Source organism: Pseudoalteromonas luteoviolacea, assembly GCF_001696455.1.
Lineage (GTDB): Bacteria > Pseudomonadota > Gammaproteobacteria > Enterobacterales > Alteromonadaceae > Pseudoalteromonas > Pseudoalteromonas luteoviolacea_C.
The window spans coordinates 861,307-887,000 of the sequence record NZ_MAUJ01000001.1 but is presented as its reverse complement, the minus strand read 5'-3'; the positions used below and the strand labels follow the sequence as shown (position 1 = coordinate 887,000).

Annotated in this window: 20 protein-coding genes; 9 read left to right on the top strand and 11 right to left on the bottom strand. The window is 40.8% G+C overall.

The window, feature by feature from the left end; genetic code table 11:
* Nucleotides 1-227 precede the first annotated feature (227 nt).
* Nucleotides 228-746, bottom strand: coding sequence for a Crp/Fnr family transcriptional regulator (locus A7985_RS03730; RefSeq protein WP_065789059.1), 519 nt, complete (start codon nt 744-746; stop codon nt 228-230).
* A gap of 161 nt (nt 747-907) precedes the next feature.
* Between A7985_RS03730 and A7985_RS03725 the strand changes: the two genes are divergently transcribed.
* Genes A7985_RS03725 through A7985_RS03715 form a run of 3 tightly spaced genes read left to right on the top strand, consistent with a single transcriptional unit; the run spans nt 908 to nt 2,786 of the window.
* Nucleotides 908-1,642, top strand: a complete 735-nt coding sequence (locus tag A7985_RS03725) for an SDR family oxidoreductase (protein WP_065789058.1) — start codon at nt 908-910, stop codon at nt 1,640-1,642.
* Nucleotides 1,643-1,644: 2 nt separating this feature from the next.
* Nucleotides 1,645-2,085, top strand: coding sequence for a DUF2141 domain-containing protein (locus A7985_RS03720; RefSeq protein WP_141685257.1), 441 nt, complete (start codon nt 1,645-1,647; stop codon nt 2,083-2,085).
* A 20-nt stretch (nt 2,086-2,105) separates the two neighbouring features.
* Nucleotides 2,106-2,786, top strand: a complete 681-nt coding sequence (locus A7985_RS03715) for a TVP38/TMEM64 family protein (RefSeq protein ID WP_065789057.1) — start codon at nt 2,106-2,108, stop codon at nt 2,784-2,786.
* A 100-nt stretch (nt 2,787-2,886) separates the two neighbouring features.
* Here the strand turns inward: A7985_RS03715 and upp are convergent, their stop codons facing one another.
* The 4 genes from upp to A7985_RS03695 all read right to left on the bottom strand — a co-directional run bounded on the left by upp (nt 2,887) and on the right by A7985_RS03695 (nt 6,926).
* Nucleotides 2,887-3,519: a uracil phosphoribosyltransferase gene (upp, locus tag A7985_RS03710; protein ID WP_065789056.1), complete on the bottom strand. Its 633-nt coding sequence runs from the start codon at nt 3,517-3,519 to the stop codon at nt 2,887-2,889.
* Between the two features lie 12 nt (nt 3,520-3,531).
* The gene (locus tag A7985_RS03705; RefSeq protein WP_065789055.1) at nt 3,532-4,080 is read right to left on the bottom strand and encodes an NAD(P)H nitroreductase; all 549 of its coding nucleotides are present in this window, start codon (nt 4,078-4,080) and stop codon (nt 3,532-3,534) included.
* An 82-nt stretch (nt 4,081-4,162) separates the two neighbouring features.
* Entirely contained in the window at nt 4,163-4,852 is a 690-nt protein-coding gene (locus A7985_RS03700; protein ID WP_065789054.1) for an HvfX family Cu-binding RiPP maturation protein, read from the bottom strand.
* A 112-nt stretch (nt 4,853-4,964) separates the two neighbouring features.
* On the bottom strand, nt 4,965-6,926 hold the full coding sequence (locus tag A7985_RS03695; RefSeq protein ID WP_065789053.1) for an FAD-dependent oxidoreductase: 1,962 nt from the start codon (nt 6,924-6,926) through the stop codon (nt 4,965-4,967).
* A gap of 240 nt (nt 6,927-7,166) precedes the next feature.
* Here A7985_RS03695 and sppA point away from each other — a divergent pair, with 240 nt between their 5' ends.
* Nucleotides 7,167-9,038, top strand: a complete 1,872-nt coding sequence (gene sppA / locus A7985_RS03690; protein ID WP_065790018.1) for a signal peptide peptidase SppA — start codon at nt 7,167-7,169, stop codon at nt 9,036-9,038.
* A gap of 87 nt (nt 9,039-9,125) precedes the next feature.
* Nucleotides 9,126-10,136 carry an asparaginase gene (gene ansA / locus A7985_RS03685; RefSeq protein WP_065790017.1) on the top strand — a complete coding sequence of 337 codons (1,011 nt, stop codon included), beginning with the start codon at nt 9,126-9,128 and terminating at the stop codon, nt 10,134-10,136.
* Nucleotides 10,137-10,225: 89 nt separating this feature from the next.
* Here ansA and gndA read toward each other — a convergent pair whose 3' ends face one another.
* Entirely contained in the window at nt 10,226-11,599 is a 1,374-nt protein-coding gene (gene gndA, locus A7985_RS03680; protein ID WP_065789052.1) for an NADP-dependent phosphogluconate dehydrogenase, read from the bottom strand.
* 432 nt (nt 11,600-12,031) lie between these two features.
* Between gndA and pyk the strand changes: the two genes are divergently transcribed.
* Entirely contained in the window at nt 12,032-13,465 is a 1,434-nt protein-coding gene (gene pyk, locus A7985_RS03675) for a pyruvate kinase (RefSeq protein ID WP_065789051.1), read from the top strand.
* Nucleotides 13,466-13,552: 87 nt separating this feature from the next.
* Here the strand turns inward: pyk and A7985_RS03670 are convergent, their stop codons facing one another.
* Together A7985_RS03670 and A7985_RS03665 are read right to left on the bottom strand one after the other, a co-directional pair.
* Nucleotides 13,553-14,377, bottom strand: coding sequence for a LytR/AlgR family response regulator transcription factor (locus A7985_RS03670; protein ID WP_063373605.1), 825 nt, complete (start codon nt 14,375-14,377; stop codon nt 13,553-13,555).
* 4 nt (nt 14,378-14,381) lie between these two features.
* On the bottom strand, nt 14,382-15,452 hold the full coding sequence (locus tag A7985_RS03665; RefSeq protein WP_065789050.1) for a sensor histidine kinase: 1,071 nt from the start codon (nt 15,450-15,452) through the stop codon (nt 14,382-14,384).
* Nucleotides 15,453-15,829: 377 nt separating this feature from the next.
* On the opposite strand from A7985_RS03665, the gene A7985_RS03660 reads away from it, so the two are divergent.
* Nucleotides 15,830-18,031 carry a TonB-dependent siderophore receptor gene (locus A7985_RS03660; protein WP_065789049.1) on the top strand — a complete coding sequence of 734 codons (2,202 nt, stop codon included), beginning with the start codon at nt 15,830-15,832 and terminating at the stop codon, nt 18,029-18,031.
* A gap of 268 nt (nt 18,032-18,299) precedes the next feature.
* On the opposite strand, the gene A7985_RS03655 is transcribed toward A7985_RS03660, so the two are convergent.
* Nucleotides 18,300-20,300 carry a S8 family serine peptidase gene (locus A7985_RS03655; protein ID WP_065789048.1) on the bottom strand — a complete coding sequence of 667 codons (2,001 nt, stop codon included), beginning with the start codon at nt 20,298-20,300 and terminating at the stop codon, nt 18,300-18,302.
* 890 nt (nt 20,301-21,190) lie between these two features.
* Here A7985_RS03655 and azu point away from each other — a divergent pair.
* Nucleotides 21,191-21,640 carry an azurin gene (gene azu / locus A7985_RS03650; RefSeq protein ID WP_065789047.1) on the top strand — a complete coding sequence of 150 codons (450 nt, stop codon included), beginning with the start codon at nt 21,191-21,193 and terminating at the stop codon, nt 21,638-21,640.
* A 679-nt stretch (nt 21,641-22,319) separates the two neighbouring features.
* On the opposite strand, the gene A7985_RS03640 is transcribed toward azu, so the two are convergent.
* Nucleotides 22,320-22,856 carry a hypothetical protein gene (locus A7985_RS03640; protein ID WP_065789045.1) on the bottom strand — a complete coding sequence of 179 codons (537 nt, stop codon included), beginning with the start codon at nt 22,854-22,856 and terminating at the stop codon, nt 22,320-22,322.
* 351 nt (nt 22,857-23,207) lie between these two features.
* On the opposite strand from A7985_RS03640, the gene A7985_RS03635 reads away from it, so the two are divergent.
* Nucleotides 23,208-25,154 carry a S41 family peptidase gene (locus A7985_RS03635; RefSeq protein ID WP_065789044.1) on the top strand — a complete coding sequence of 649 codons (1,947 nt, stop codon included), beginning with the start codon at nt 23,208-23,210 and terminating at the stop codon, nt 25,152-25,154.
* A gap of 144 nt (nt 25,155-25,298) precedes the next feature.
* Here the strand turns inward: A7985_RS03635 and A7985_RS03630 are convergent, their stop codons facing one another.
* Nucleotides 25,299-25,592: a hypothetical protein gene (locus A7985_RS03630; RefSeq protein WP_065789043.1), complete on the bottom strand. Its 294-nt coding sequence runs from the start codon at nt 25,590-25,592 to the stop codon at nt 25,299-25,301.
* Between the last annotated feature and the right edge of the window lie 102 nt (nt 25,593-25,694).

The window sequence follows — 25,694 nt, the reverse complement described above, 5'->3', positions numbered from 1 at the left end:
ACGGTTCAATACGCTTTTTCTTAGTACTTTGTATGCTTACAAACCTGCCTTACTAGCGAATATGTTAAAACTCACTCGCGTCAGAACAGTTCACTGTCTTTCAGTGACTTTTAATGTCGTAAAGCTATGGGGCAAATATAGAAAAAAGAAGGCAAAATGAATGGGGGGAATATACGAATTATTGCATCAAATGAATGAGATACAGCGTTTGCACGCTGTATTATCAACTATTGATTTTTAATTCTACTTAGTGCGACTGGTGTGATGCCCAAATATTTAGCAATATCGTTTTGGGTCAACTTTTCGATTAATGCAGGTTCTGCGTTTTTTAAATTTTCAAATCGTTCTGTTGCCGACAATGTCAATAATTCGAACTCTCTTCGCTCCTTTTTTAACGCTAAGCCCAAAAGTATTTGAATAACTTCTTGCGAGATGGTTAAAGATCTTTCGCTTGCTTTAAGTAATTGACTAAAAGGAAATCGAATTAAGAAACTCGGCTCTATCGCTTCTAAACTGAATGTGCACGGTGTTTGGCAGTGAGCTGCGTTTAAACTGCCAATAATCGAATGTGGCTGGATAAAGGATTTAATGGTTTCTTTGCCATTGGCGGTAACATAAAAGGCTTTGAGTAACCCCTGTTCAACTAGATAAACATACTCACTTTCATCTCCTTGGCTAAATACGCGTGTGCCTTTTTCAATAGAGCACCGGATGCCTTGCTCAGCGATTAGTTTTTTTAATTCCATTATTTTCTACTTTGATGTTTATGTTAAATACGCACTAAATCCAAATTTAGACTAGCTAACGAACCGCCCGATAAATATTTTGAAATTTTAACATAGGTTAATGCCACACCTTGCGCCCGAACGATAAATTAGCACGAATCGCATAAAATGGAGACAAACCTTTGAACCTAGTAAATAAAGTCATTGTAATAACAGGTGGTACCTCTGGCATCGGTCGTCAATTAGTTTCTCTACTGTGCGACGATAACACGATTATTGTCGTAGCCCGTCCCAGTGAACGATTAACCAAATTAGAAAAAGCCCATCAGAATATACACGTTTTCTCTGCCGACTTGTCCGAATCCACCCTATACAAAGGACTGGCACAAAAAATTCAGCAAATGTTTCCTGTCATTGACGTATTAATTAATAATGCAGCAATTCAAAATACACCGACATTCACAGAAACACATTTTAACTACGATACGATAGAACGAGAGATTAACGTTAACCTAAACGCGATTTGTTCACTGTCTTACCTGCTTCTCCCAAACCTAATGAGTGCGATTGAAAACGCTATCATTTTAAATATTAACTCAGGACTCTCTCTGGTTCCCAAAAAAAGCTCCGCTATTTATTGCGCCTGTAAGGCCGCAATGAATGCTTTCTCGCAAAGTTTGAACTACCAACTCGAGCATACGAACGTGAAGGTGCTTCAGGCTTTTCTACCTCTTGTCGACACACCAATGACAAGTGGCAGAGAAAGCACAAAACTCACTTCAAAACAGGCTGCGATTGAGATTATAAAAGGCTTAGAAAAACAAAGCACAATCAATGACATTGGTAAAGTTAAGCTACTTAGAATTTTGATAGCTTTGTCCCCTTCTCTTGCTAAGAAACTTTTGAAAAGGTCTTAATTATGACAAATATACTTCACACTTTAGTTATATCGAGCGCATTCACTATGATGGCACATTCCACACTCGCACACACCATTGAGGTAAAAGTAAACGGTATAGATACATCACGAAAAGGACAAATTATGGTGATGCTGTTCGGAAAAGATGGCTTTCCCATTAACCATGAAAAAGCACTCAAAACCATTTACCTAGCCCCTAATCAGGCCACGCATAACGTAAGGCTGTCCGTACCTATTTCTGAGTTTGCAATCAAAGTATTACACGATGAAGATAACTCCAGAAAAACAACCAAGAACTGGACAGGTATAGTACCAGCAGAAGGCCTTGGCTTTTCTAATGGCGTCACAATTAGTTGGCGGGGAGCCCCCAAATTTAAAGATGCAAAACTGACTCTGTCTGGGTTGTCTAACCCAGTACAAATTACCCTTCGATACCCTTAAACCGACAATTGGAGAGCACAATGAAGCCAATATTAAAGCTAATGTTTGTTCTAATATGCTTTTTTGCATGCACTTTTGTTGTTCTGAAAATCAGTGGCTTACTTAGTATCGACGCCATAAAAAACTGGTTAACGCATGCTCAATCACTCAATTCATATCTTGTGGCAGCCATCATCATTGCACTGCTAGTACTCGATTTGTTTGTCGCAGTACCTACTCTTACCTTAATTATACTGGCTGGTTATTTCATCGGACCCACTTTAGGAGCTGTTAGTGCCATAACAGGTATGTTGCTAGCTGGGCTGGGCGGGTATTGGATAAGTTTAATTTACGGCCATGTGTTGATAGATAAATTGCTAAAAACAGAAGAAGAAAAATCTTTAGCAATTTCAAACTTTAAAACTAGAGGACCTGTGGTTATTTTACTGTCTCGCGCCTCACCAATATTACCAGAAGTCAGTGCGTGTATGGCGGGGATGACAAAAATGCCGTTTAAAACATTTTTAACTTGCTGGCTAATTAGCATTATTCCCTATTCAATAATTGCGGCCTATGCAGGTTCAATAAGCACTTTGGAAAATCCAAAACCTGCAATTTATACTGCAATCGGTTTAACTGGCTTTCTTTGGTTGAGTTGGTGGGCCTACAAAAGGTTAAATTCAAAAACGATAAAAAAGCTAGGATGTTCAATAGATAGTTAAAATAAAATAGGCTGAAGAAATCATTCAGCCTATTAAAACGTCGGCATTTGCGCCGCGTGCTTTAACACGGAAACTTACATAAGCTTTCTAGTGCCAACTGCTATATCTGAGTGCCAAATATTTTATCGCCTGCATCGCCAAGGCCCGGCACAATATAACCTTGCTCATTTAAGTGACTATCCAGTGCTGCCGTATAAACATCGACATCTGGATGGGCTTTTTCAACAGCTTCCACGCCCTCTGGCGCCGCCACTAACACAATAGCAGTAATGTTTTTACAGCCTGACTTTTTAAGTAGGTCTATCGTCGCTATTAAAGAGCCACCCGTTGCTAGCATTGGATCAACAACCAGCGCTTTTCTCGACTCCAAATTACCGACTAACTTTTCAAAGTATGATACGGGCTCGAGAGTTTCTTCGTTACGCTGTAGTCCAACTACACTGATTTTGGCTGCAGGCAATAATTGCATTACGCCATCAAGCATACCAAGACCTGCTCGCAAAATTGGCACAAGCGTAATTTTCTTACCTTTAATTTCTTGTACGTTTAAATCTTCACCCGTCCAACTTTTGATAGTCTTCGTTTCTGTAGTCAGCTCTCGTGTCGCTTCATAGGTAAGTAAGTTACCAACCTCTGAGACCAACTCACGAAATTTCTTAGTCGAGATGCCATGTTCACGCAAAAGTCCAACCTTGTGTTGTAGCAGCGGATGTTCAACAACATGTAGTGCCATAGAAGCCTCTCGTTATAAGTCTGTGAAAAAAGATGACGGTTCGTGACGAACTGGTTTTGTACATTGCACCGTTGGTGTACCAAGGTATAAGTAGCCTACAATCTCATCTTTCTCGCTAAGCCCCAGCTCTTTTTTTACTGTCGCACTTTGAGCAAAAAAGCCTGTTCGCCACACACCAGAAAGGTGCTGTGCAAATGCTGCCTGCTGCATCGCAAAACAAGCACACGCTGCACTTTCAATCTGTTCGATTCTCGGGACTTTTGGATGCTCTTGATAAGGTGATACCGCAATGATCATCATCGGGGCACGGTGAGGTAACTCTTTAGCACGAGAAATGGTCCGTTCTTCTTGGTTTTCTTCGACTGCGGCCTTGTAGTATATTTCGCCAAGTTTATCTCGTGCATCTTCATTCACAACGATAAACTTCCAAGGTGCGAGTCCGCCATGATCTGGCACTTTTAACGCCGCTTTTTTAATTATCTCCAATTGAGACTCACTAGGACCAGGAAAGGACAATTTGCTATCCGATTGTCGAGTCAGCAATAGCTCTATTGCATCCATTTGAAATTCCTTACTAATAAACAAACGATTGCTATTCTAACGTGAACTAAAAGGGAAAGTTTAGTCCTTTCCCTTAAATTTTTCAGTCATTGCCACCTAACTTGCGAGATAACCAGTAATCTAAACTAAAGAAACGCCCTCCCCCAGTAAAAAATAGACTCAGTAGCATGGCAAAGTAAATCGCTGCAAATTCAATCCCGTTATTCAACACCACGATATTGCCCTTCTCATATAGGTACTCAGGAAAACCATGGGTGCTAACAATTGATTTGATACGATCTAATCGCTCCGCCACTTCAAGGCTGTTCTCTAAGCTTTTTTGCGCAGTGTCACTACCTAACCATGCGAAAACTTGTGCAGCACTGGTATCCGGATTTGCTGGCGCAACTGAAAACCAGCCGTTATGCCAGTGTACCTGAGTCGCAGCAACAAACATGGTAACCATTAACGGAATTGATACTAACCTTGTTAGCAGGCCTAATAAAATCAGCCACCCACCCAAAAATTCGGTCCAACCCGCAAGAAAAGCCAACAGGTCTGGAAAGGGTAAGCCAAGCCCCCAATCTGCATTGCCAAACCAAGCAACAACGTTTTCATCTGCAAGCAAGCTTTCGAACAAGCCTGCGTCCTCTTTACTAAGGTTGAGCTTATTATAGCCTGCAATGATCATCACTGGCGCTATGATTAGCCTAAGCAACAAAGGTGCAAGGCCGCTCATAATTTCAGTTTTTTCTACGCTAGCTTGATAAATAGATTGGATTTTTTTAATCATAGGAAGATCTACACTTTTAAGGATATTCATACAGTGTAGACCGAACCACATTAAGTTTTATTGCAGCATAAAAAAATCGGCCATCTCGAGCCGATTTTTTATCTTAGATATTCTATATCTTTCTGGCGACTTGAAGTGCTTCAAAAATCGCGCGTTTAGCGTCAATTGCACTCGCTAGCAGCGCGCCACCTATAATATGATGGTTGTCAGGTAGCTTTTCTCGATCAAAGTCGTTTTCGTTAGACGTTTGGCCTATACAAGCGATCACCGTATCGACATCTAATATTTGCTCTTTTTCACCAATGCGTACAACCAAGCCCTGATTGGAAAAAGAAATATATTCACAACCTGCAATCTGCTCTACTTGATGATGCTTTGCAACAGCTCGATGGATCCACCCTGTGGTTTTACCAAGACCAGAGCCAAATCGACCTGCACTGCGTTTTAACATGTAAAGTTTACGCGTTTCTTTTGAAGGCGAAACATTTTGCTCGATTCCCCACTGGCTCTTGAAGTCTTCGATACTTTGATTTTCAGGTTCTGTAAGAAATGCCACCATATCAAAGCCTATGCCACCAGCACCTAAAATGGCTATTTTATTTCCTATCTCTACCTCTTTGCGAATGACTTCATCATAAGCCAATACGCGTTTGCCATCACTGCACTCGATTTTTGATAAACGAGGGCTGACGCCAGTTGCGAAAACAACCTCATCAAATTGACTACCAAGTTGCTCGCTATATTCACGCCCAAGTTCCATATTTACGTCCAGCCTTGCAACCTCATTTAAGAAATATTTAAGTGCTAACTTAAAATCTTCTTTTCCTGGGATGCGCATGGCTAGGTTAAATTGACCACCCGCGTGCTCATTTTTATCAATTAACGTTACGTTGTGACCCTTTTGTGCCAAGTAGCAACTTGCCGATAAGCCAGCAGGTCCAGCACCAACAACCAACACACTTTTTGGGGCTTTCGTTTTTTCAAGCGGGTAATCTAGCTCAAAACCCGCTTGTGGATTCACCAAGCAAGTCGCTCGCTTGCCTTTAAATACATGATCTAAACACCCCTGATTACACCCTATACAAATATTGATTTGTTCAGATCGATTTTGTGCATACTTGTTGAAAAACTCTGGATCAGCGAGAAGTGGCCTTGCCATAGAAATTAAATCAGCTTCACCTTTATCTAAAATGTTATTAGCGAGATCCGGAGTATTAATTCTATTTACAGCGACAACGGGTATGTCTACGACATCTTTCAGTCGTTTTGATGCTTCTCTGAATGCTCCAGGAGGCACCATACTTGCAATGGTTGGAACACGCGCTTCATGCCAACCAATCCCTGTATTTAGAATATCAACGCCAGCGGACTCAAGCGCTTTTGCTTGCACAGTTACTTCATCAGACGTAGAGCCATTTGGCACCAGATCCATCACTGACAGTCTAAAGACGATGATAAATTTATCTGACACTCTCGCTCGAACTGCTTTGACAATATCGACCGCCAAACGCATTCGATTCTCTAGTGAACCACCATACTCATCTTCCCGTTGATTTGTATGTGGTGCCATAAATTCATTAATTAAATAGCCTTCTGAGCCCATGATCTCAACGCCATCGTATCCAGCTTTTTCAGCCATATAAGCTGACTTAGCAAAATCTTTTATGGTTTGTTTGATCATGCCCAAAGACATAGATTTGGGCGTGTAAGGATTAATCGGTGCTTTTATCGGACTCGGTCCGACATTAAAAGGGTGATAAGCGTACCTACCCGCATGCAATAATTGCAGGCAGATTTTACCGTCGTACTGATGCACAACATCGGTGTATGCTCGATGCTTAATAACATCATAGCGACTATTGAAAGAGGAAGAGATAGGGGTTAATTTACCACGCAAGTTAGGGCTATACCCACCTGTAATAATTAGGCCGACGCCCCCTTTTGCACGCTCCTCATAAAAAGCGCGAAGCCTTTTTCGATTGTGCCACCCCTCTTCTAATCCTGTATGCATTGATCCCATGACCAAGCGGTTACGTAGCTCAGAATTTTTAAGTTGTAGTTTTTGTTCTAACATTGCTCGCCCCAATGTAACTGGTCTTACCTGTGAACATTAACCAATTTCAAAATTTTGGCAAGTAAAAAGCGTAAATTATTTATTCATAGGTTGTAGAAACCTTGAATCTTTCGTCAATTATTCAAATATGTACGGAAATTAATACTTCGTTACGTTTTAGGTGTAACACTCAGCTCACAACTAAGTTATGATATTAATTGAGAGTATTTAGGTACTATATTCAGAGGAATCACATTGAAGTTGATCGCAAAACTATTTAAAGGTATCTGGCATGCGCTGAACTTTTCACGCAGGCTAATAGTAAACTTTGTCTTTGTCGCGCTTATTGTCGTCTTTATTGCTGCAATAATGTCGTCGGAAGAAGAAATCTTAGTGCCGCAGGACAGTGTTTTAAGGTTAAACTTGTCGGGTGTTTTAGTCGAACAGTTGACTTATGTTGACCCACTAGACGCTGCGCTTACAGATGCTATGGGCTCTAAAGACATGCCCACAGAAATCTTGGTTGATGATGTTGTAAAAGTTGTTAATGCTGCAGCACAAGATGCTCGCATTCGCGCCATCACCCTAGATCTTAGACACCTCCATCACGGACACCTTGATAAACTTCGTGATATTACCAATGCGCTTGAAGCGTTCAAAGAGACTGGCAAACCAGTTTATGCCCACAGCCCTTACTTTACGCAAACACAATATTACTTAGCTGCGAGTGCGAACGAAATTTCGATGCACCCATATGGTGCTGTTAGTCTGAGCGGCTTTGGTACTTATCCAATGTACTTTAAAGATGCTTTGGATAAATTGAAGATAACACAGCACATCTTCCGTGTAGGAACCTATAAATCAGCTGTGGAGCCATTTATTAGAAACGACATGTCAGAAGCCGCAAAAGAAGCAAACAAGTTGTGGCTAGATAGTCTTTGGGCACAGTATAAAGAAGATGTGTCTGCCAAAAGACCTTTTGATATGCAAAACTTTGACGAAACACTCTCTCAGCTTAGTGACAAAATGGAGACGGTTTCTGGAGACTCTGGACAGTTTGCACTTAAATACGGTTGGGTTGATAGACTAGAAACAGATCAAGAGTTCAATAGCAAAATCGTTAATCTTGTTGGAAAGCAAAACAACGGCAGCGAATACAAACAAGTCAAATACAGTGATTACCTCACATCAATCTCTGGATTTAAGAACTTCCCTAACCCAATTTCCGACAAAGTTGCGATTGTGGTTGCGAAAGGTCATATTGTGGACGGTAAACAAAAAGCTGGCGTCATCGGCGGTGATTCAACTGCCGCCCTACTACGTAAAGCCCGCTTAGATGACAAAGTAAAGGCTGTTGTCCTTCGTATCGATTCAGGCGGTGGTAGTATGTTTGCTTCTGAAAAGATTCGTAATGAAGTTTTAGCCATCAAAGCAGCTGGAAAACCAATCGTCGCGTCAATGGGCTCTGTAGCTGCATCAGGCGGATATTGGATTGCAGCTTCGGCAAATGAAATTTGGGCGTCTCCAAGTACAATTACAGGCTCTATCGGTATTTTTGGTACTATCTTCACTTTTGAGAATTCTTTAAAAGAGCTGGGTGTTTATTCAGATGGCGTAGCAACAACAGAACTTAAGTCGTCGTCAGTATCTCGAGGTCTAGACCCCGAGTACGCAGACATTATTCAAATGAGCATTGAAGATGCATATGATAAGTTCCTATCTATGATTTCTGAGTCTAGAAACTTAACAAAAGACGCCGTAAATGAAGTTGCTCAAGGCCGAGTTTGGTTGGCACCTCATGCATTGGAATTTGGCCTTATTGATAAATTGGGCTCCAAACAGCAAGCTGTTGAAGCTGCCGCCAGTTTAGCGAGCCTAGAGCATTACGACGTGATCACCGTTGAGCAAACGCTTTCTGAAAAGGAACTATTAATGCAGCAAATTTTTGGTGCCCAGATAGTACAATCTTTCCTTGAAAATGAAGTGCAATCAACTGACCCACTTCAGGTTATTACAAAACAAGGCGTGAACCAACTGTTTGAGCAAGTTCAGAAAAGCGCAAAAATGATTGAACTTTATAACGACCCTAACAGTATATATAGTGTCTGCACCATGTGTAACGTGGCACAGTAGTGTCCATCACACATAAGGTTGATGAATAAACTGCAATGTGATGCTGCAGTTGATATACTAAGCCCAGAAATGTTTCTGGGCTTTTTTATGAAAAGAAAAAAAATCTACATTGCCTATACAGGTGGTACAATTGGTATGAAACAATCTAGCAGAGGCTACGTGCCTGTTGCTGGTTACCTAACTGAAACGGTAAAAAATAACGCCGAGTTCACCCGTGAAGAAATGCCGTTATTCGACATTCACGAATACTGCCCACTGATAGACTCTTCAGACATGTCGCCAAAACACTGGCAGTTAATTGCAGAAGACATCAAGTCAAAATACAATGACTATGATGGATTTGTTGTGCTCCATGGTACAGATACAATGGCCTATACAGCCTCTGCTTTGTCTTTTATGTTTGAAAATTTAACAAAGCCAATTATCGTTACTGGTTCACAAATTCCCTTGTCACAATTAAGATCCGATGGTCAGGTAAATCTACTCAATGCGATGTACCTCGCTGCCAATTATCCTATTGCCGAGGTGAGTTTATTTTTTAATAATAAATTGTTTCGGGGAAATAGAGCATTGAAGGCACATGCCGATGGTTTCGATGCATTTGCTTCACCAAACTTGCCTCCGCTTGCCCAAGTTGGGATTAACATTCAATTGCAAGAAGGTAAACTGAGCCCTTACGTTGATCAAGAGCTTGAAGTCACGTCTATTAAATCGCAACCCATTGCTGTGTTACACCTTTACCCAGGGATAAGCGCTAACATGGTTGAAAACGTTCTTTCAAGTGACGTAAAAGCGTTGATTTTACTGAGCTTTGGTGTAGGTAACGCGCCGCAACAAAAAGAGATACTCGATGCGCTGAGAGCAGCCTCAGAACGCGGTGTTGTTATTGTTAACCTCACCCAGTGCATTCAAGGCCAAGTTAATATGGGGGGATATGCGACAGGTAATGCCCTACTGAATTGTGGTGTGATCAGTGGTTACGATATGACCTTGGAGGCCTGTCTCACTAAACTACATTACTTATTTAGCCAAGCGCTTGAATTAGAAACAATTCGCCACTTGATGCAAGACGATTTAAGAGGTGAACTCACTCGTTAGTCCTCGATTGTATTTATACTTATGAGAACTAAAGGGTTAGCATTGCACATTAAAAAGGCCACCACCGTGGCCTTTTCTAATCTAGCTGGTTATCTCACTTTTTCAGGCAGATCCACTAAATCTGTAAGGTGAGATGTTTCACCGCTGTGCGTTTTAATTCCATGCTCACCAAAATAGTCACGCTGTGCTTGCACTAAATGTCCATTGCTTGGCGTACTCAATGTCGCGATGTATGTCTGTGTAGAAGCCAGTACAGGAAACGCCAAACCCGTTTGGATTGCTTGTCCTGTAATACTTCTCAGTGCATTGGCTTCGTCTGAAAGCGTATCAATAAAATCTACGCCTTTTGCAATATCATCTAAATAATCAGCTCGGATAATACAACCAGCTCGCCATGTTTGTAGCGTTTTAGCTAGATCCACTTTCCATTGATGAGAACGAGATGCGCCTTTAATTAAGGCTAAACCCTGACGATAGCAAAGCAGGCTAGCAAAATAGAATGCTGACTTAAGCTCTTCAAGGTCAATGTCCACCTTATTGGTTTCTTTCGTTTGATAAGTCATTTCTTTAGCCGCTAGCGTGCTAATCGTGTTTGTTAAATGGCGAGCCTGTACCGCAGCAACTAAAGAAGGAACCGCAATGCCCAACTCTAACGCGTTTTGAGCAGTCCAAAGGCCAGTCCCCTTTGCGCCAACTTTGTTGTCAATTAAGTCAACTAGAGGCGTTTGATTACTGTCCTCAAGGCTTAGAATATGACGAGAAATAGATAGTAGATAACTATTTAGTTCACCCTCTGACCAAGACTCAAAAATTTCAGCGACTTCTTTAGGTGTTCTGCCCGTACCAATTCGTAGTAAATGATAAATTTCGGCAATGAGCTGCATTAAAGCGTACTCAATACCATTGTGAACCATTTTTACAAAGTGGCCGCTTGCTGATTGACCTACACGCGCAAAGCAAGACTCTTCGTTGTAACTTGCAGCTACTTTTTCAAACCAAGGAACCAAACGCTCCCAACCACCTTCAGAGCCACTGGCCATCATCGCGGGGCCATGACGGGCGCCTTCAGCGCCACCAGATATACCCATAGTCGCAAACTCAAATTTATTTTGATATTTAAGTTTACGTGCAATACCATCTTTGTAGTTACTGTTACCGCAATCAACAATGATATCACCCTTTGACACGCCGGCTTCAATCAATTCATTACATACGGTATCAACCAACTCACCAGCTGGTACCAACAATAAAACCGAACGAGGAGGCTCAAGCCTTTTAACCATATCACCGAGATCCGATACGATATGGAGACGCTCTTCTACACCTAACGATTGTGCGCAGCTAATTAACTCTGCACCAGCGTCTGGATTTTTATCATAGGCGACTAACGTCATACCTTTTTCAATTAAATTAAGCGCGAGGTTCTTGCCCATCACACCTAAACCAACTAATGCAACTTGCATTAAGTTTCCTCCTCGGTAACAACCACACTTTAATTCGTTTTCACGATGTCGAGTACATTATACCTGAGTAGCATGCAATGTGCTGCTCTGGCCACTCTTTATACTAAGCTGTTAAAGTTTAGTACTAATTCAGTCATAACACGCTTCAACACAAGCAAATTTTTTTGCCTTACACACTGGCTGATCGCATTATAAGTCAGAGTGTTAAAAGAGATCTTATCTCACTCTTAGATTGACGACACCTGACACCGGTGTCATAATCACGTCATACAGATCATATAATTTAATTTGTGTATGAAAAAGGGTTAAACGGCAAAACTTTACAGAAAAACGTGATTATCTGACATTATTTAATCAAACACACTGTAAACGATTACTTTTCAACCTAATTTCAAGAAAGATGTTAGCAAGTACAGCCTACAGGAGAATCTGATGCTTAGACGCACAAAAATAGTTGCCACATTGGGACCAGCTACAGATAGAGATAATAATTTAGAAAAAATCATACGCGCCGGTGCTAATGTAGTACGACTAAACTTTTCCCACGGGGTGGCACAAGATCATAAAGACAGAGCCGATGCAGTTCGAGAAATAGCAAAAAGATTAGACAAACATGTTGCTATTCTTGCGGACCTCCAAGGGCCAAAAATTCGTGTATCAACTTTCTCAGAAGGTAAAGTTGACTTGCAAGTGGGCGCAAAGTTTACACTAGATGCTGAGCTTGGTTTAGGTGAAGGGACAATTGAGTCTGTGGGTATCGACTATAAAGAGCTACCACAAGATGTTCAAACAGGCGACCTACTGTTGTTAAACGATGGCCTTATTCAATTGACTGTCGACGACGTCGTTGGTCAAAAAGTCAATTGCACGGTGACAGTTGGCGGCATCCTTTCAAACAATAAAGGCATCAACCGTCTTGGTGGTGGACTTACTGCACCAGCTTTTACAGACAAAGATAAACAAGATTTAATCACAGCGACAGAAATCGGTGTTGATTATATCGCTGTATCATTCCCTCGCAGTGGCGATGATATGCGCTATGTCCGTAGCCTTGCGGAAAAAGCCGGTTCAAACGCACAGTTGCTAGCGAAAATTGAACGCGCAGAAGCAGTAGATACTATCGAAGCGATTGATGACATCGTTTTAGCATCAGATGCAGTTATGGTAGCACGTGGCGATCTGGGTGTTGAAATTGGCGATGCCGCACTGGTAGGCAAACAAAAGCAAATCATTAGTCGCGCACGCTCTTTAAATAGAACGGTAATTACAGCAACACAAATGATGGAGTCAATGATAGATAACCCAATGCCAACACGTGCAGAGGTTATGGATGTCGCTAACGCTGTGCTAGATGGTACCGATGCCGTAATGCTTTCAGCAGAAACGGCAGCCGGTGATTACCCTGAAGAAACGGTAGCTACAATGGCACGTGTATGTTTAGGTGCCGAATCACAGCCTGAAACACACATATCTAAACACAGGCTGGACAGTATGTTCTCTGACACTTCAGAAACACTTGCATTGTCTGCCATGTATGCAGCTAACCACCTGGATTCAGTAAAAGCAATTGTTGCTCTGACAGAGTCTGGTAACACATCTAAGCTTATGTCTAGAATTAGCTCTGGTTTACCAATTTTCTCGCTTTCAAGACACGCCTCAACACTCGGCCAAACAGCACTTTATCGCGGTGTTTACCCAGTGTATTTTGATTCAACAAGCTGCACAGCTGATACAATTGTTCGCGATGCACTGAATACACTCGTTGAAGGTGGCTCGCTAGAGAAAGGCGACACGGTAATTCTGACACACGGTGACCTAATGGAAACTATTGGTGCAACCAATACAATGAAAATAGTCACCGTTTAAAGGTATAATTAGCCTATAAACTTCTTAAGCCCAGCTCTGCAAGTTGGGCTTTTTTGTTGCCAGACTAAAACTAAATGCAGATACTTATTAACTCGCCAATGCAGACTTTACTTTGTCGCGGTAGCTTCGGCTAACTTTAAGCTCCTGACCATTGTCTAAAACCAACAAATACTCACCACTACTTTGCGTGACAAGTTTACTGATTTGACCCGTGTTAACAATTGCAGAACGGTGAACTCTCACAAATAGCTTTGGATCCAGCTCTTGTTCTAGTTCTTTCATGGTTTTTCTTAAAATATGAGTCTGGCCATCTGCACAGTGAAGACACATATAGTCGCCTGCCGCATCAATCCATTGAATCGTTGCTGTGGAAACTCTAATGATTTCCCCCTGCTCTTTTACCGCAAGTGATTCAGGAAACTTTTTGTCTTCTATTACATCACCAGTTGCTAGTTTTTTCAGGATCTCTTCACAGTTATTACCTGTGATCCCTGCAACAAAGCTAGCAAGCTTTTTCTTATGGGCATTATCTTGTTGAGTTTTTAGATAGCTCTGCACTTTTTCTATCGCCTGTTTTAGTCTGTTGTCATCTACTGGTTTGAGTATGTAATCCAAAGCATGAATCTCAAACGCCTTTACCGCATAGTGATCAAAAGCCGTAACAAAGACTATTGCTGGTAGGGGTTTAACGCTCTCGCTAAGGGTTCTAGCTACCTCAAAGCCATTCATACCAGGCATTTGGATATCTAAAAAGACCAAATCGATATCTTGCTGCTGGCATAACTCAATGGCTTTTTGGCCACCATTACATAGCTCAACTACTTCTATTTCTTCAAAATCTTTAAGTCTGACGGCCAACCCTTTTCTGGCTAACGGCTCATCATCAACAATTAGCGTTTTAATCTTGCTCATTACTTCACTTCTCGGCCTTTTCAAACGGAACTCGTATATTAGCCTTCAGTCCTGAAGGCGTATTATTTGATAGCACAAACGAGAAATTGTTCTCGTAAAGCGTTTTTAATCTATCTTGCGTATTTGCTATGCCAACACCACCAGCGCTTTTCAACTGCCCATTGTCCAAATCTGCGCCGGGACCATTGTCTCCAACTTCTAACAATAGCTCATTGGCAAATACTTGTGCTTTAATTTCTATCTTGCCACCTTCATCCATATGCGCAATCGCATATTTAATGGAGTTTTCAATCAAGGGCTGCAATATTAAGCTAGGCACTAATGCTTGTTTGGCTTGCTCCGTAATATCTAAATCGATAGCCAAGCGTTCATCAAACCTAACCTTCTCTATTTCTAGATACAGCTTCAATGCATGAAGTTCCTGCTCTAGAGGAACCTTTTTGATTGGATCTGTATTTAAGGTATAACGCAAGAAATCACTTAGCCTAGAAACCATCTGATTTGCGTCTTTATTTTCCTCAACCAATACCAACGTCGAAATGGCATTTAAAGTATTGAACAAAAAATGAGGATTCAACTGGTATCGAAGCATTTTAAGTTGTGCTTCGTGAGCCATCGTGTTTGCTTTTAATGCCTTTTGCCTTTCACTTTGAAGTAATTGATAGTACTTAATACCAAAATACAATCCACTCCAACAAAGTACAATGTAAACTGAATCTAGCCCTTGGTGAAGATAATAGAACCACTCATCAGGGCGATATCCATGTCTATATATTTCCCACAGGTTGTACTTTTGAACCACTGACCATAACGTGCCAGTTATATATGACACGCTAAACACAACGAATATAAGTATCCAAGGTTTTGCGTTCCATACTCGTCGATAAAGATACCTCAATGGCACCGTCATCAAACAACCAGCATACGCATTGAGTACAATTACAAAGACATAAATATCACGCATTTCAAAGACTTTAGAGCCGATATAATTGACCAACGCGTAGCCAATCCACCCTGAAATTTGTAGTACCCAAAAAAATCGTTGTCGATTATCGACGAGAGCTTGCCAGTTCAAATTTACATTTACCTCTTATAGCTTACCTCGATTATATCCTATTGAGATCGGCTTAATCACTACCAATGGTCCTGTATTTCCCTCTGTTAACCGCAAAAAACATACAATGAGATAGCTGCTAATTGTGATTCAATACAGGCACTTAATTTTTCAAGTGAAAGCATATTAACTCTGAGAGAACCGAGTAAATACTCAATTTTTGTCGAACCAAATTTTCCTCCAATGGGAACATATGTAAAAGTATAGAAACAACTTATGTAGTGAATATTTCTAAATTTATAACAGTCTGTTTAATGAACAAAACAACAACAAAACCCCATTGATAACCGTTATCATTTTCAATATCATTTGCGCAATAATTCTAAATAGGGAATAACATGCGCTCATTCAACAAAAAATATCCAACGCTTATTTCTGCACTCGCCATCGCACTTTCAAGTGCAGCCGTTGCAGACGACAACACAAAAAATAAAGATCTTGAAGTCATTGAAGTCATTGAAGTCAGCCCGAAGGGCCTAATTTCATACGTTAGTGCAAGTGCGTCTAAGTCAGACGTGCCGATCACAAAAACTCCCGTTTCGGTTTCTGTATTAACCTCTCAACGTATTGCTGACCTTGGCGCAGAAACGCTACAAGATGCAATTGGCTATGTGGCAGGTGTTTACAATGGTCCTTATGGCGTAGACACGCGAGGCGATTGGTCTAAAATCCGCGGTGTTGACCCGCTGGTATATGTAGATGGCTTGCAAATGCAATTCGGCCACTACAACAATACCCGAGTCAACCCTTATACATTAGAGCGTGTTGAAATATTAAAAGGCCCTTCTTCCGTTTTATATGGTCAAGGTTCAACGGGTGGTATTGTTAACTCTGTATCAAAGCGTCCGCATGAAGAAACTCAAGGCGAGTTTTGGGCTCAGGTAGGTAACTACGACAGAGTACAAATAGCTGGAGATTACAATACGTCGTTTGGCAATAGTAACGAGTTTCAAACGCGCGTTGTTGGCGTCTACCGAGACAGTGGTACACAAACAGACTTTGTAGATGACAATACGCTTGTTTTTGCACCTAGCTTTGCGTGGGATATCAATGACGATACACGCTTCACTGTATTGGCAAACATGCAAAAAAACGAGTCGGGATCTTCGACTCAGTTTTTCCCACACGAAGGTACTATCAAACCAGCGCAATACGGACAGATCCCCAGCGAGCGATTTGTTAGTGAACCGGGTTGGGATCGATACGACACAGAGCAATTTGCGTTAACAACAATTTTAGAACACAGTATTTCAGATAGCACACATATCAGCTGGTCAACACGTTATAGTGATAGTGCATCGGAGTACAGAACGATCTTTTCTTGGCCACCAGCATTTCAACAGGACAAGCGCTCAATAAGCCGTACCTTTAGTATGACAGATGGTGACGCGACCAGCTTTTTAAGCGATATTCAGATACATCAATATGTTGATTTTGGTGATCTGGAAGTTAACTTAGTTGCCGGTATCGACTACCAAGATGCAAAAACAGATGCTGATACCCAACGTGGAGCAGTGAGTAGCTTACTAGACTTGTATAGCCCTGTTTATGGTCAAGCCGATGCACTCCCAACAACAGTCACTGTCGACGCACCTGAAAAAGTAGATACACAGCTGGGTGGATATATTCAAACAACTTTCGAATACGGTGGCTTCGTTGTTAATACTGCATTGCGTCACGATAATGTTGATACAGAGACATCAGGAAAATCCGATAGCCAAAGCGCTACCACAGGTCGAATTGGAGCTTTGTATTTGTTCGACAATGGCCTTTCACCTTATGCAAGCTATTCAGAATCTTTCCAACCGCTCTATGATTTAAAGCCACAAGGCGGCGCGTATAAGCCAAAAGAAGGTGAGCAATTTGAGTATGGTGTTAAGTATCAGCCAGCTGGTACTGAGCATCTAATTACAGCAAGCGTATTCCACATCAAAGACAAAAACCATATTCGTCGTGTATCCCCTACTTTGCATTTGCAAGATGGCGAAGTTTCTGTTGAAGGTTTTGAGTTAGAAGCTCAATTAGAGTGGGAACAATTTGATGTTTATGCATCATATGCTTACACGACTACAGAAAATGACACAACACCACAATCACCTGAAACAATTTTGTCTGGCGCATTTGCTGTTCAAGATCCAACCTTAAGAGCAGCAGCCTTACAAGGTGCAGTTGGAGCAATAGCCACTGATGATGCACCACTGTCGGCTACCCCTGAGCATTTGGCCTCAGTTTGGGCAACTTACCGCGCTGATAACCTTGTTGAAGGGTTAAAGTTCGGTGCTGGCATTCGTTACGTAGGAAAGACTTTTGATGGAAGTCGCTCTGTAAGTGTTGGTGGTGTTGACTATCACAAAGCACTGACAACCGACAGCTTTACTCTTTTTGATATGATGATCGGTTATAACTTTGGTGACTACGAGCTGAGCTTAAATGTCGATAACCTCGCTGATAAAACCGTTATTACAAGCTGTCTAGTACGAGGCGATTGCTTCTATGGCCAACGTCGTACAGTGACTGCCAATTTAAAGTATCGTTTCTAAATTATTTTCGTTAACGCTGTAACAGTGTTCAAGGAAGGACACTGTTACATTTGAGACCAACACACGGCTCGTTAGAAAATTACAATTCCACTTTGACTTTACTGTCAGCACGTTAACTCCCCACTTAAGTATCGCAAAAGTAAAACATTGAGCAAAAGTCATCTGATAAAAGGCTGGCAAACATTTCCCCTTGCTAGAACTCTTCAATACAAAAAAAGGCGACACTAGTGTCGCCTTTAACTCTACTACTCAATCGTACAATAAGGAATTAGTTACATAGTCCTAAATCAGTCCAAACTTTCCAATCATTACCTACATTTGAATTTTGCTCAGGGTTTGCACCTCTGTTCCACCAGTTACTGCGATATTTACGACCGTTATAAGCAACCTCGGTGCCACCGACATAGATTTTTGCTGAAGACCAAGTGTCTAAACCGATACAACCAGTTTGATTTCCACCATCTGTAACAGTTACAGATTTCGCAACACTGTGCGTTGCACCAAAATCATCAGTTATAGTTACCGAAACTTGATAGCTGCCTGCATTAGCAAAAGTGTGAGCCACTTTTGAACCCGTTGCGTTAAAACCATCGATATTCCAGTCGTAGCTAATAATTTGGCCATCTGCATCACGGCTAGAAGTTGCGTCGAACGTACAAGCTAAGTCATTACAGCTAAAAGTGAAGTTCGCAACAGGCGCATTATTATCTTGCGCGCCACCACAACCATTTGTTGCGATATAGTCAGATGCCGCTTTAGCCTGTACTAATCCATAGCCATATTCATCATCACGGCCGACTGTACCTAGGTCAATTGCAGTTGCATTAAGTGCATTTCGAATATCAACATTAGAACAGCTTGGGTGCTGACTCCATACTAGCGCTGCAACACCTGCAACATGAGGGCTAGCCATCGAAGTACCTGATTTTTCGCTGTAATCTAAAATAGCTTCTAGCTGCAACTCAACCGTTGAACCAACCGAACTTTGCAGTGCAGTACCTTGCTCTTGCGACAAAGAAATAACAGGAATTGTTACACCGTGAACACCATCACCCAATGTACCACCAAAGGCACCCGGCGCATTGTTATAAACGATAGCTGCAACACCGCCACCTGCTTGACAATTTGCTGCTTTGTCTTTGAATGACGCACCACCGCGCTCAATTAGGCAGATGCTTTGCGTTGCCGCACAACTTGTTAGGCCTTGACCACAATCAACTAGCTCAGCGCTCACTTTGCCTTCAACTGAATTAGTCATACCGGCACCTTGCACAAACACACCACCAGCAGTAACACCAGCTAGTACACCTGTGCCTCTAGGCACTGTAGATAATACATTTGTGCCCGGAGCTGAGATCTCTACTTGTGCATTGTATTGAGATGATGGGTTTTTAACGCGGTTTTCATCGATGTTCGCAACAGATACTACCGTATCGTAGCTTGCTGGATAACTCATTGTGGCATTGCCGTCATTACCAGCTGCAGCTATCAGTAATACACCTTTATCATATGCGGCTTGCAGTCGCTCTTGGAAGTATTGGCTAGGGCTACCACCACCTAAGCTCATATTGATGACCTTAGCACCATTTTCAACACAGTTGTCTACTGCACGGGCAATACGTGACGTTAAACCTTGTTTACCATCGTTGTCGAATACACGCACATTATGAATGCCTACTTTATCATTTGGTAAAACACCAACAACACCAGTACCATTTTTGAGTGCGACGATTGTTCCCGCTACGTGTGTACCATGTCCAGAACCGTCTTGATACCAAGTAAGGCCACCCGGTAAATCAGTAAAACCAGTTGCGTTTTGAGGTAAATCAGGGTGCCCAAGGTCATAACCAGAGTCAATAACACAAACTTTAAAAAGATCTGCATTCGTATCTTGTAACAATGGTGCTTGTACCTCTGCTAGACCATAAGGTGAAACCTCACCTGAAGACGCAGCATTGAACGGCTTGTACTCATAATCTTCTTCAACATATTTGTACTGACCTGACGCTTTCAATTTAGCAGCCTGTTCCGGTGTAAGTGCCATCGTGACAACTTTGCCAGAATGGTCATTAGAGAGTATTTCCGCAGCTGGCTCTGCACCAAAATCAAGTGCAATATTCGCTCTGGAAAAACGACTCGTTTCAGGCGCAAAAATGCTTAAGTCACTTTGCTTTAAAATGTACTGTTTAGTCTCTTGCGCTTGTACGACTGTTGATGAAAGTGCTGATAAGGCCAGTGCTAACGAAGTTAGCTTAAATGTATTTTTCATGTTAATTCCTTAGTGGATAGTTTTTATTGTTGTCGCTTCCACTGCGATAGTTTCCTACTTGCTGTTATTTTGTACCCCTTTCAAATACAAGTTATCTGTTAATTTTTAACATTGCAACCTTTTATTAAAGTTTTTTGTCAGAAAAATTAAAAAACAATGTCAATTTACGTAGAATTAAGGCGGGAAGACTGTCAAAAGCTCAACAATCAACTTGAGCTCATGAAAATGTTAAAATCATTAGCCAAATGAAACTTATTATTACAAACCGTAAACACTCGAAGAAATAACAGTCACCTTAAAATATTTTTAAAATGTCTAAGGCAGGAAGAAAGTGAAAAGTAATTAACTAGCTGTAGGAGCTCTTTCACCTAGATAAAGAACGATAGGAGTATAAAATCAACGTGAAAACTGGAAAGTCTTAACTTGGCCTGTCTAGAACTGAAAAAATCTGACAGTTTAATGTGTGTCAGTTCCGAGCATTCAGTGGTTTTCGTAGAACGCTGAATAGTCTGTTTTAAAAAAGTGACGTGATCTTTCAAGCCTATACAGGCTATTCTTAAAGTTGAAGATAATTCCGAGAGGTAATTATGAAAGGTGGAAACGTTCTTATTTACGGTGAACATTATGATCCAGATAATGAAGTAAACAGGACGATTACTACCGACGAAAAACTAAAAATGAATTCAAAAACTCACGCAAAATAGAAGATATCAGGTTTAACAAATTTTGCTAACTCAAATCTAAATTCAAGTGTCTTTCATCCAAAAGAAGATGTGGTGTTCTAAATCAAAATAAATTCTTCAAACTTACCTCATTTAGGAAATTAGCAATTTACTAACGCATGTGTTTGCAAGATAATGATAATAATTTCTATTCAAGGAGTAACATCAATGAACAACTTGACTAAATTTACAGTTGCAGCGCTGGCATCGTCGGCTTTCCATAGTAGTGCAAACGAATGTGAATTATCTGTAGAGTCAAATGACATGATGCAGTTTTCTAAGAAAACAATGTCAGTTCCTAGTAAATGTGAGCAGGTTAAGCTCACTTTGATCCACACAGGTAAGTTACCAGCAGCCGCCATGGGCCATAACTGGGTACTAACAGAGAAGAAGAATGTAAAGGCAGTCGCTTCTGATGGGATGCGCGCTGGTGTGAAAAACAATTACGTTAAACCAGACGATGTGAGAGTCTTTGCTTCAACTAAAGTGATAGGCGGTGGAGAATCTACTTCTATTACCTTTTCAACAAAAGGTCTGAGTAAGGACGGTAATTACCAATTCTTTTGCTCATTCCCTGGTCATTTTGCGATTATGAAAGGCACTTTTAAAATAGTGTAGCGCCAAACTAACCTACAGCCAGAATCAGGAATAATATCGACTCTGGCTGAATTGTTCATACCAAAAAGGTTAAATATGTGCCGCGCTAAACCCGGCGACAAATATAAAAGTAAGACAATAAATGGTCTTTGCACATCTGAATGTAGAGGATAGCCAGCCGCTTACCGAAAAAATCACAGTTACTATCATGATCAAAGCATCTTTGGTCGGTGTTTTACCAATTGTAAGCATAAAGATTAAAGCTGCGAACCCGAACCAACACGCTGTAGAGAAATGCCAGATATTTTTCAAGACCCTTTTTGTACAGTACTTACCTAGTAGATATTTAGGTTCAACTTTGTCTAACGCTTTTTTCGTTAGGATGAGCTTATAACCAATATAGTGATGCAACATACCTATTAAACAAATTAAAACAAATACAGATATAGGCATGACTTCCCTTTACACATACTTCAATATTACCTTTTAAGCACTATACAAAAATGCACAACACAATTCATTCGTTAAATTATATCTTGGCAATTTATTAATCTTTGCATTAATTCAATTGTATCAATGAAACTTTTTAATAATGAAGTCAGCACAACGCCGAGCTCACCTACCCTTTAATTGGTTAGTCGATTTTCGAGTCTCATAAACTATACAGTCTTAATTAATAGTACTAGACAATGTATGTCAATCAGTACTGAGGTTTTTGCCCTTCTTTACTTGTAACACTTTGTATCTTTGATTCAGCGTCTGCTTTTAAGCTGTATTCTCCGTAGAATTCCGTTTTCCAAAGTTTTAGATCTAAAGACGTACGCCAATGCTGATGTACCCTATGCTCCGCGCTTTTTTCCCATCTAATCTCATGCGTTTTGACAACACCATCAGGTTGCTTAGTCTGCCCACGCAGAACCATTTTACCATCTAAAAACTCACCTTCTAATTTGAGTAATAAACCGGTGTTATCAGTCCAGGTTTGATGCCACTTACCAGAAGATTTGTCGAAAATGTTTAGACTTTTTCCCTTAAAACCAGTCGGCGTCTCGTATTCTTCTAGCAAAACACAACCACCTAAAATTTTACTGATTTTGCTGCTACCAGCCAGTTTTCCATTAGACTCAACTCGCCATTCTCCAAGCCAAAAGTCAAAGTTACGATATTGATCGCTATTACAAGGGCCAGCTTGAACGCTAAAATTTACCATTGATACCAAAAACACTACCAGTCGCATAATTCCACCTTCCTTAATAAATTGAATAATCGTGCAAATTTAGCAATTTTGCATCACCTACACGCAAGATTTAACCATAGACAAAACTCTCTAATTAGTGAATTACGGCATTTACTCAATAAAAATAAAATTACGACGTTCTCTTATCTGATTGGTACGTTGAGCCCACAATTCTTCAATTTAACTAAAAAAATATATCCATTTGTTTTAATTGGATTTTTACCCATTTAAGATACAACCAATGAAAATAAATTGATAAAAAACATCGTTTTTTTTGTCTTTATTGTTATTTTTTTTAAAAACACAGGTTTGTATTTCAGGAACAACAAAAACAACCTTAGGGAAAAAGATATGAAAAAGTCTATATTGGCTAGTGTTTTAGCACTTACATTCGGTTCTCAAGCTTTTGCTAGTAACTACGCTTTACTTTCTGAAACAAGAGATCAGATCCAATACCCAGAATACACTCAACAGGAAAAATTAACGGTTGTTAATCAAGCCAAACAACTGCTTGAAGGGCTATACGTACACCGTTACGCAAAAGACCTTTACTATGGTATTTCACCAACTGGTCATGTGAACCCAGTTGACGCTATCAACGACGTAATCGCGGAGCTTGACTCTCTAAGCTCAAAACAGCTAAATGAGCGCCTAACTAAAATCTTTAAGGCGCAGCGTGACCTGCACTTAGTTTATGTTCACCCAACACCTGTTAGAAACTTTGCTTCTATTTTACCTTTCGAATTCGACAAAACAGTTGATGTATTAGGTAATCCAGAGGTGCGTGTATCTAACCTGCTGGAAAACTTAGTACCTTATGTTGGTGGCGTGAGACTGCCAGAGGTTGGTGATAAAGTAATTTCTTACAATGGTGTATCTATTTATGACGTTGTAGCACAAAATCTAAATACTGGATTCGGTGCAAACCCTGATGCAGGCTTTGTTCGTGCACTTGAAGCAATTACATATAAAGGCCATGCAATCTCATTGGTGCCAGAAGAAAACGAAGTGACAATTGAGTTTGTATCACATGCTACAGGCGAAACATATACTACCGTTGTTCCTTGGGTAGCTAGATTACCTCGCACAGCAGCAGCGTCAAACAGCTCAGATGCAGCGCTAGCAGATTCAATTTCTGACAGCACGAATTTAGACGCTCAGATGTTTGCTGATATTAAAGCTGAATTAGATGAAGATAATGCATCACCATTTGCTACGACCCCAACAGCAGATAGCGAAATTTCATGGGCTATCCGAGAGGTTGATGGACAAACTGTCGGTTATATTCAGCTAGATAGCTTCTCTCCTAATAACACAAAAGAAGAAGCTGTGTGGATTGTTAGCAGCTTGATGCAAAATGAGCTTGCTAATACCGACGCACTCGTATTTGACGTACGTAACAATCCGGGCGGTAATATCCTATACGCAGATGAATTAGTACAACTATTCACAGCGAAAAGAACTTCACCGACAGAACTTCGTTTCATTAACTCAGACATCAACCATCACTTGTTGAACGATACCATTTTCTCCACGCTTGGCGAAAATTGGGTGAATATTCTAGCAGATGTCGCTGGCACAAATGCACAATATACAGCAACTGAAACGTATGTGACAAAAGCGCAAAACAATGCATTTGGTCAGTCTTACTATAAACCTGTAGGTGTGTGGTCAAACGCGAAAACGTATTCATCAGGTGACGTATTTACTTGTGCTGTACAAGATAATGGTGCTGCAAAAGTTTATGGTGAAAATCTGCGTACCGGCGCTGGTGGTGCAAACGTACTAAGACACTCAATATTTGCGCGTTACGCTGGAGCGCCTAAATTTGAATTCCTACCTTATAACCAAGAAATGACCGTTTCTTGGAGACAAATGGTGCGTCACGGCCATAATAAGAACGCGCTGATTGAAGACTTTGGCTGTGTTTCAAACCAGGTAGTACCAAAGACACTTAGCAGCATTTTAGACAATGATGTTGGCAACTTTGACACGATTGCTCGTGACCTACTTAGCCAGCCACAATCAGCTTCTACAGTAAACTTCTTACAACCTCGAGTAGTAGAACTGGCTCAGACGCAAGGTGTATTCTCGATTGAAGTTAAAAACACTGAACATGTAGATGTGTATGTGAACGATGTAAAAGTTGAGCGTATTAATGTGTATGCATACGGCCCTGCTGCAAAACTAGTTGAGTTCTCTTTACCTGATGATGTAAATGGTCAAGGTAACGTGCAATTCGTTGGCTTAGATGCTGGTAAAACACAGCTATGGAACGGTAAGCGTTATTTCTTCTAATTAATATTTAATTACTTATTAGACACTGTGGCTGGGTTTAAATCCCAGCCATTTTTATTTGAGAAACTATGATTTTGCACCATAAGGCCCACGAATCGGTGCTAAATAACTTCCTACTTTCAAGCAGCCATACTCAAAAAGTATTTACCCCAAGTCACGCATTAAAATTTCGTATTCCTCATTTGCATCAGCAATCAAATGAGACAACTCTCTTGCATCTCGCTCTTTTAAAACAACCTGCCAAGTCACTGCTCCCTCTTTGCCCGTTAACGCAATATCGGCACCGTTATGTTCATACTTTATATTGTTAAATTGAGTTGTGTGATGCTCGTGAAGCTCAACAATATCCACATCTAAAGTGCCCGTTGGATACACTTCAACATGAGCATGCAAGTTCTTGTCACCCGATAAACAATACTCTCTATGTACAGAAATCATCACTGCCTCCTTAACCATTAGTATCAACCAAAGATAAGTGTAGAACAGTATTTAAAAGCACGATTGATTATTCTTCTCTGAAAAAATACCGATGCCATATGT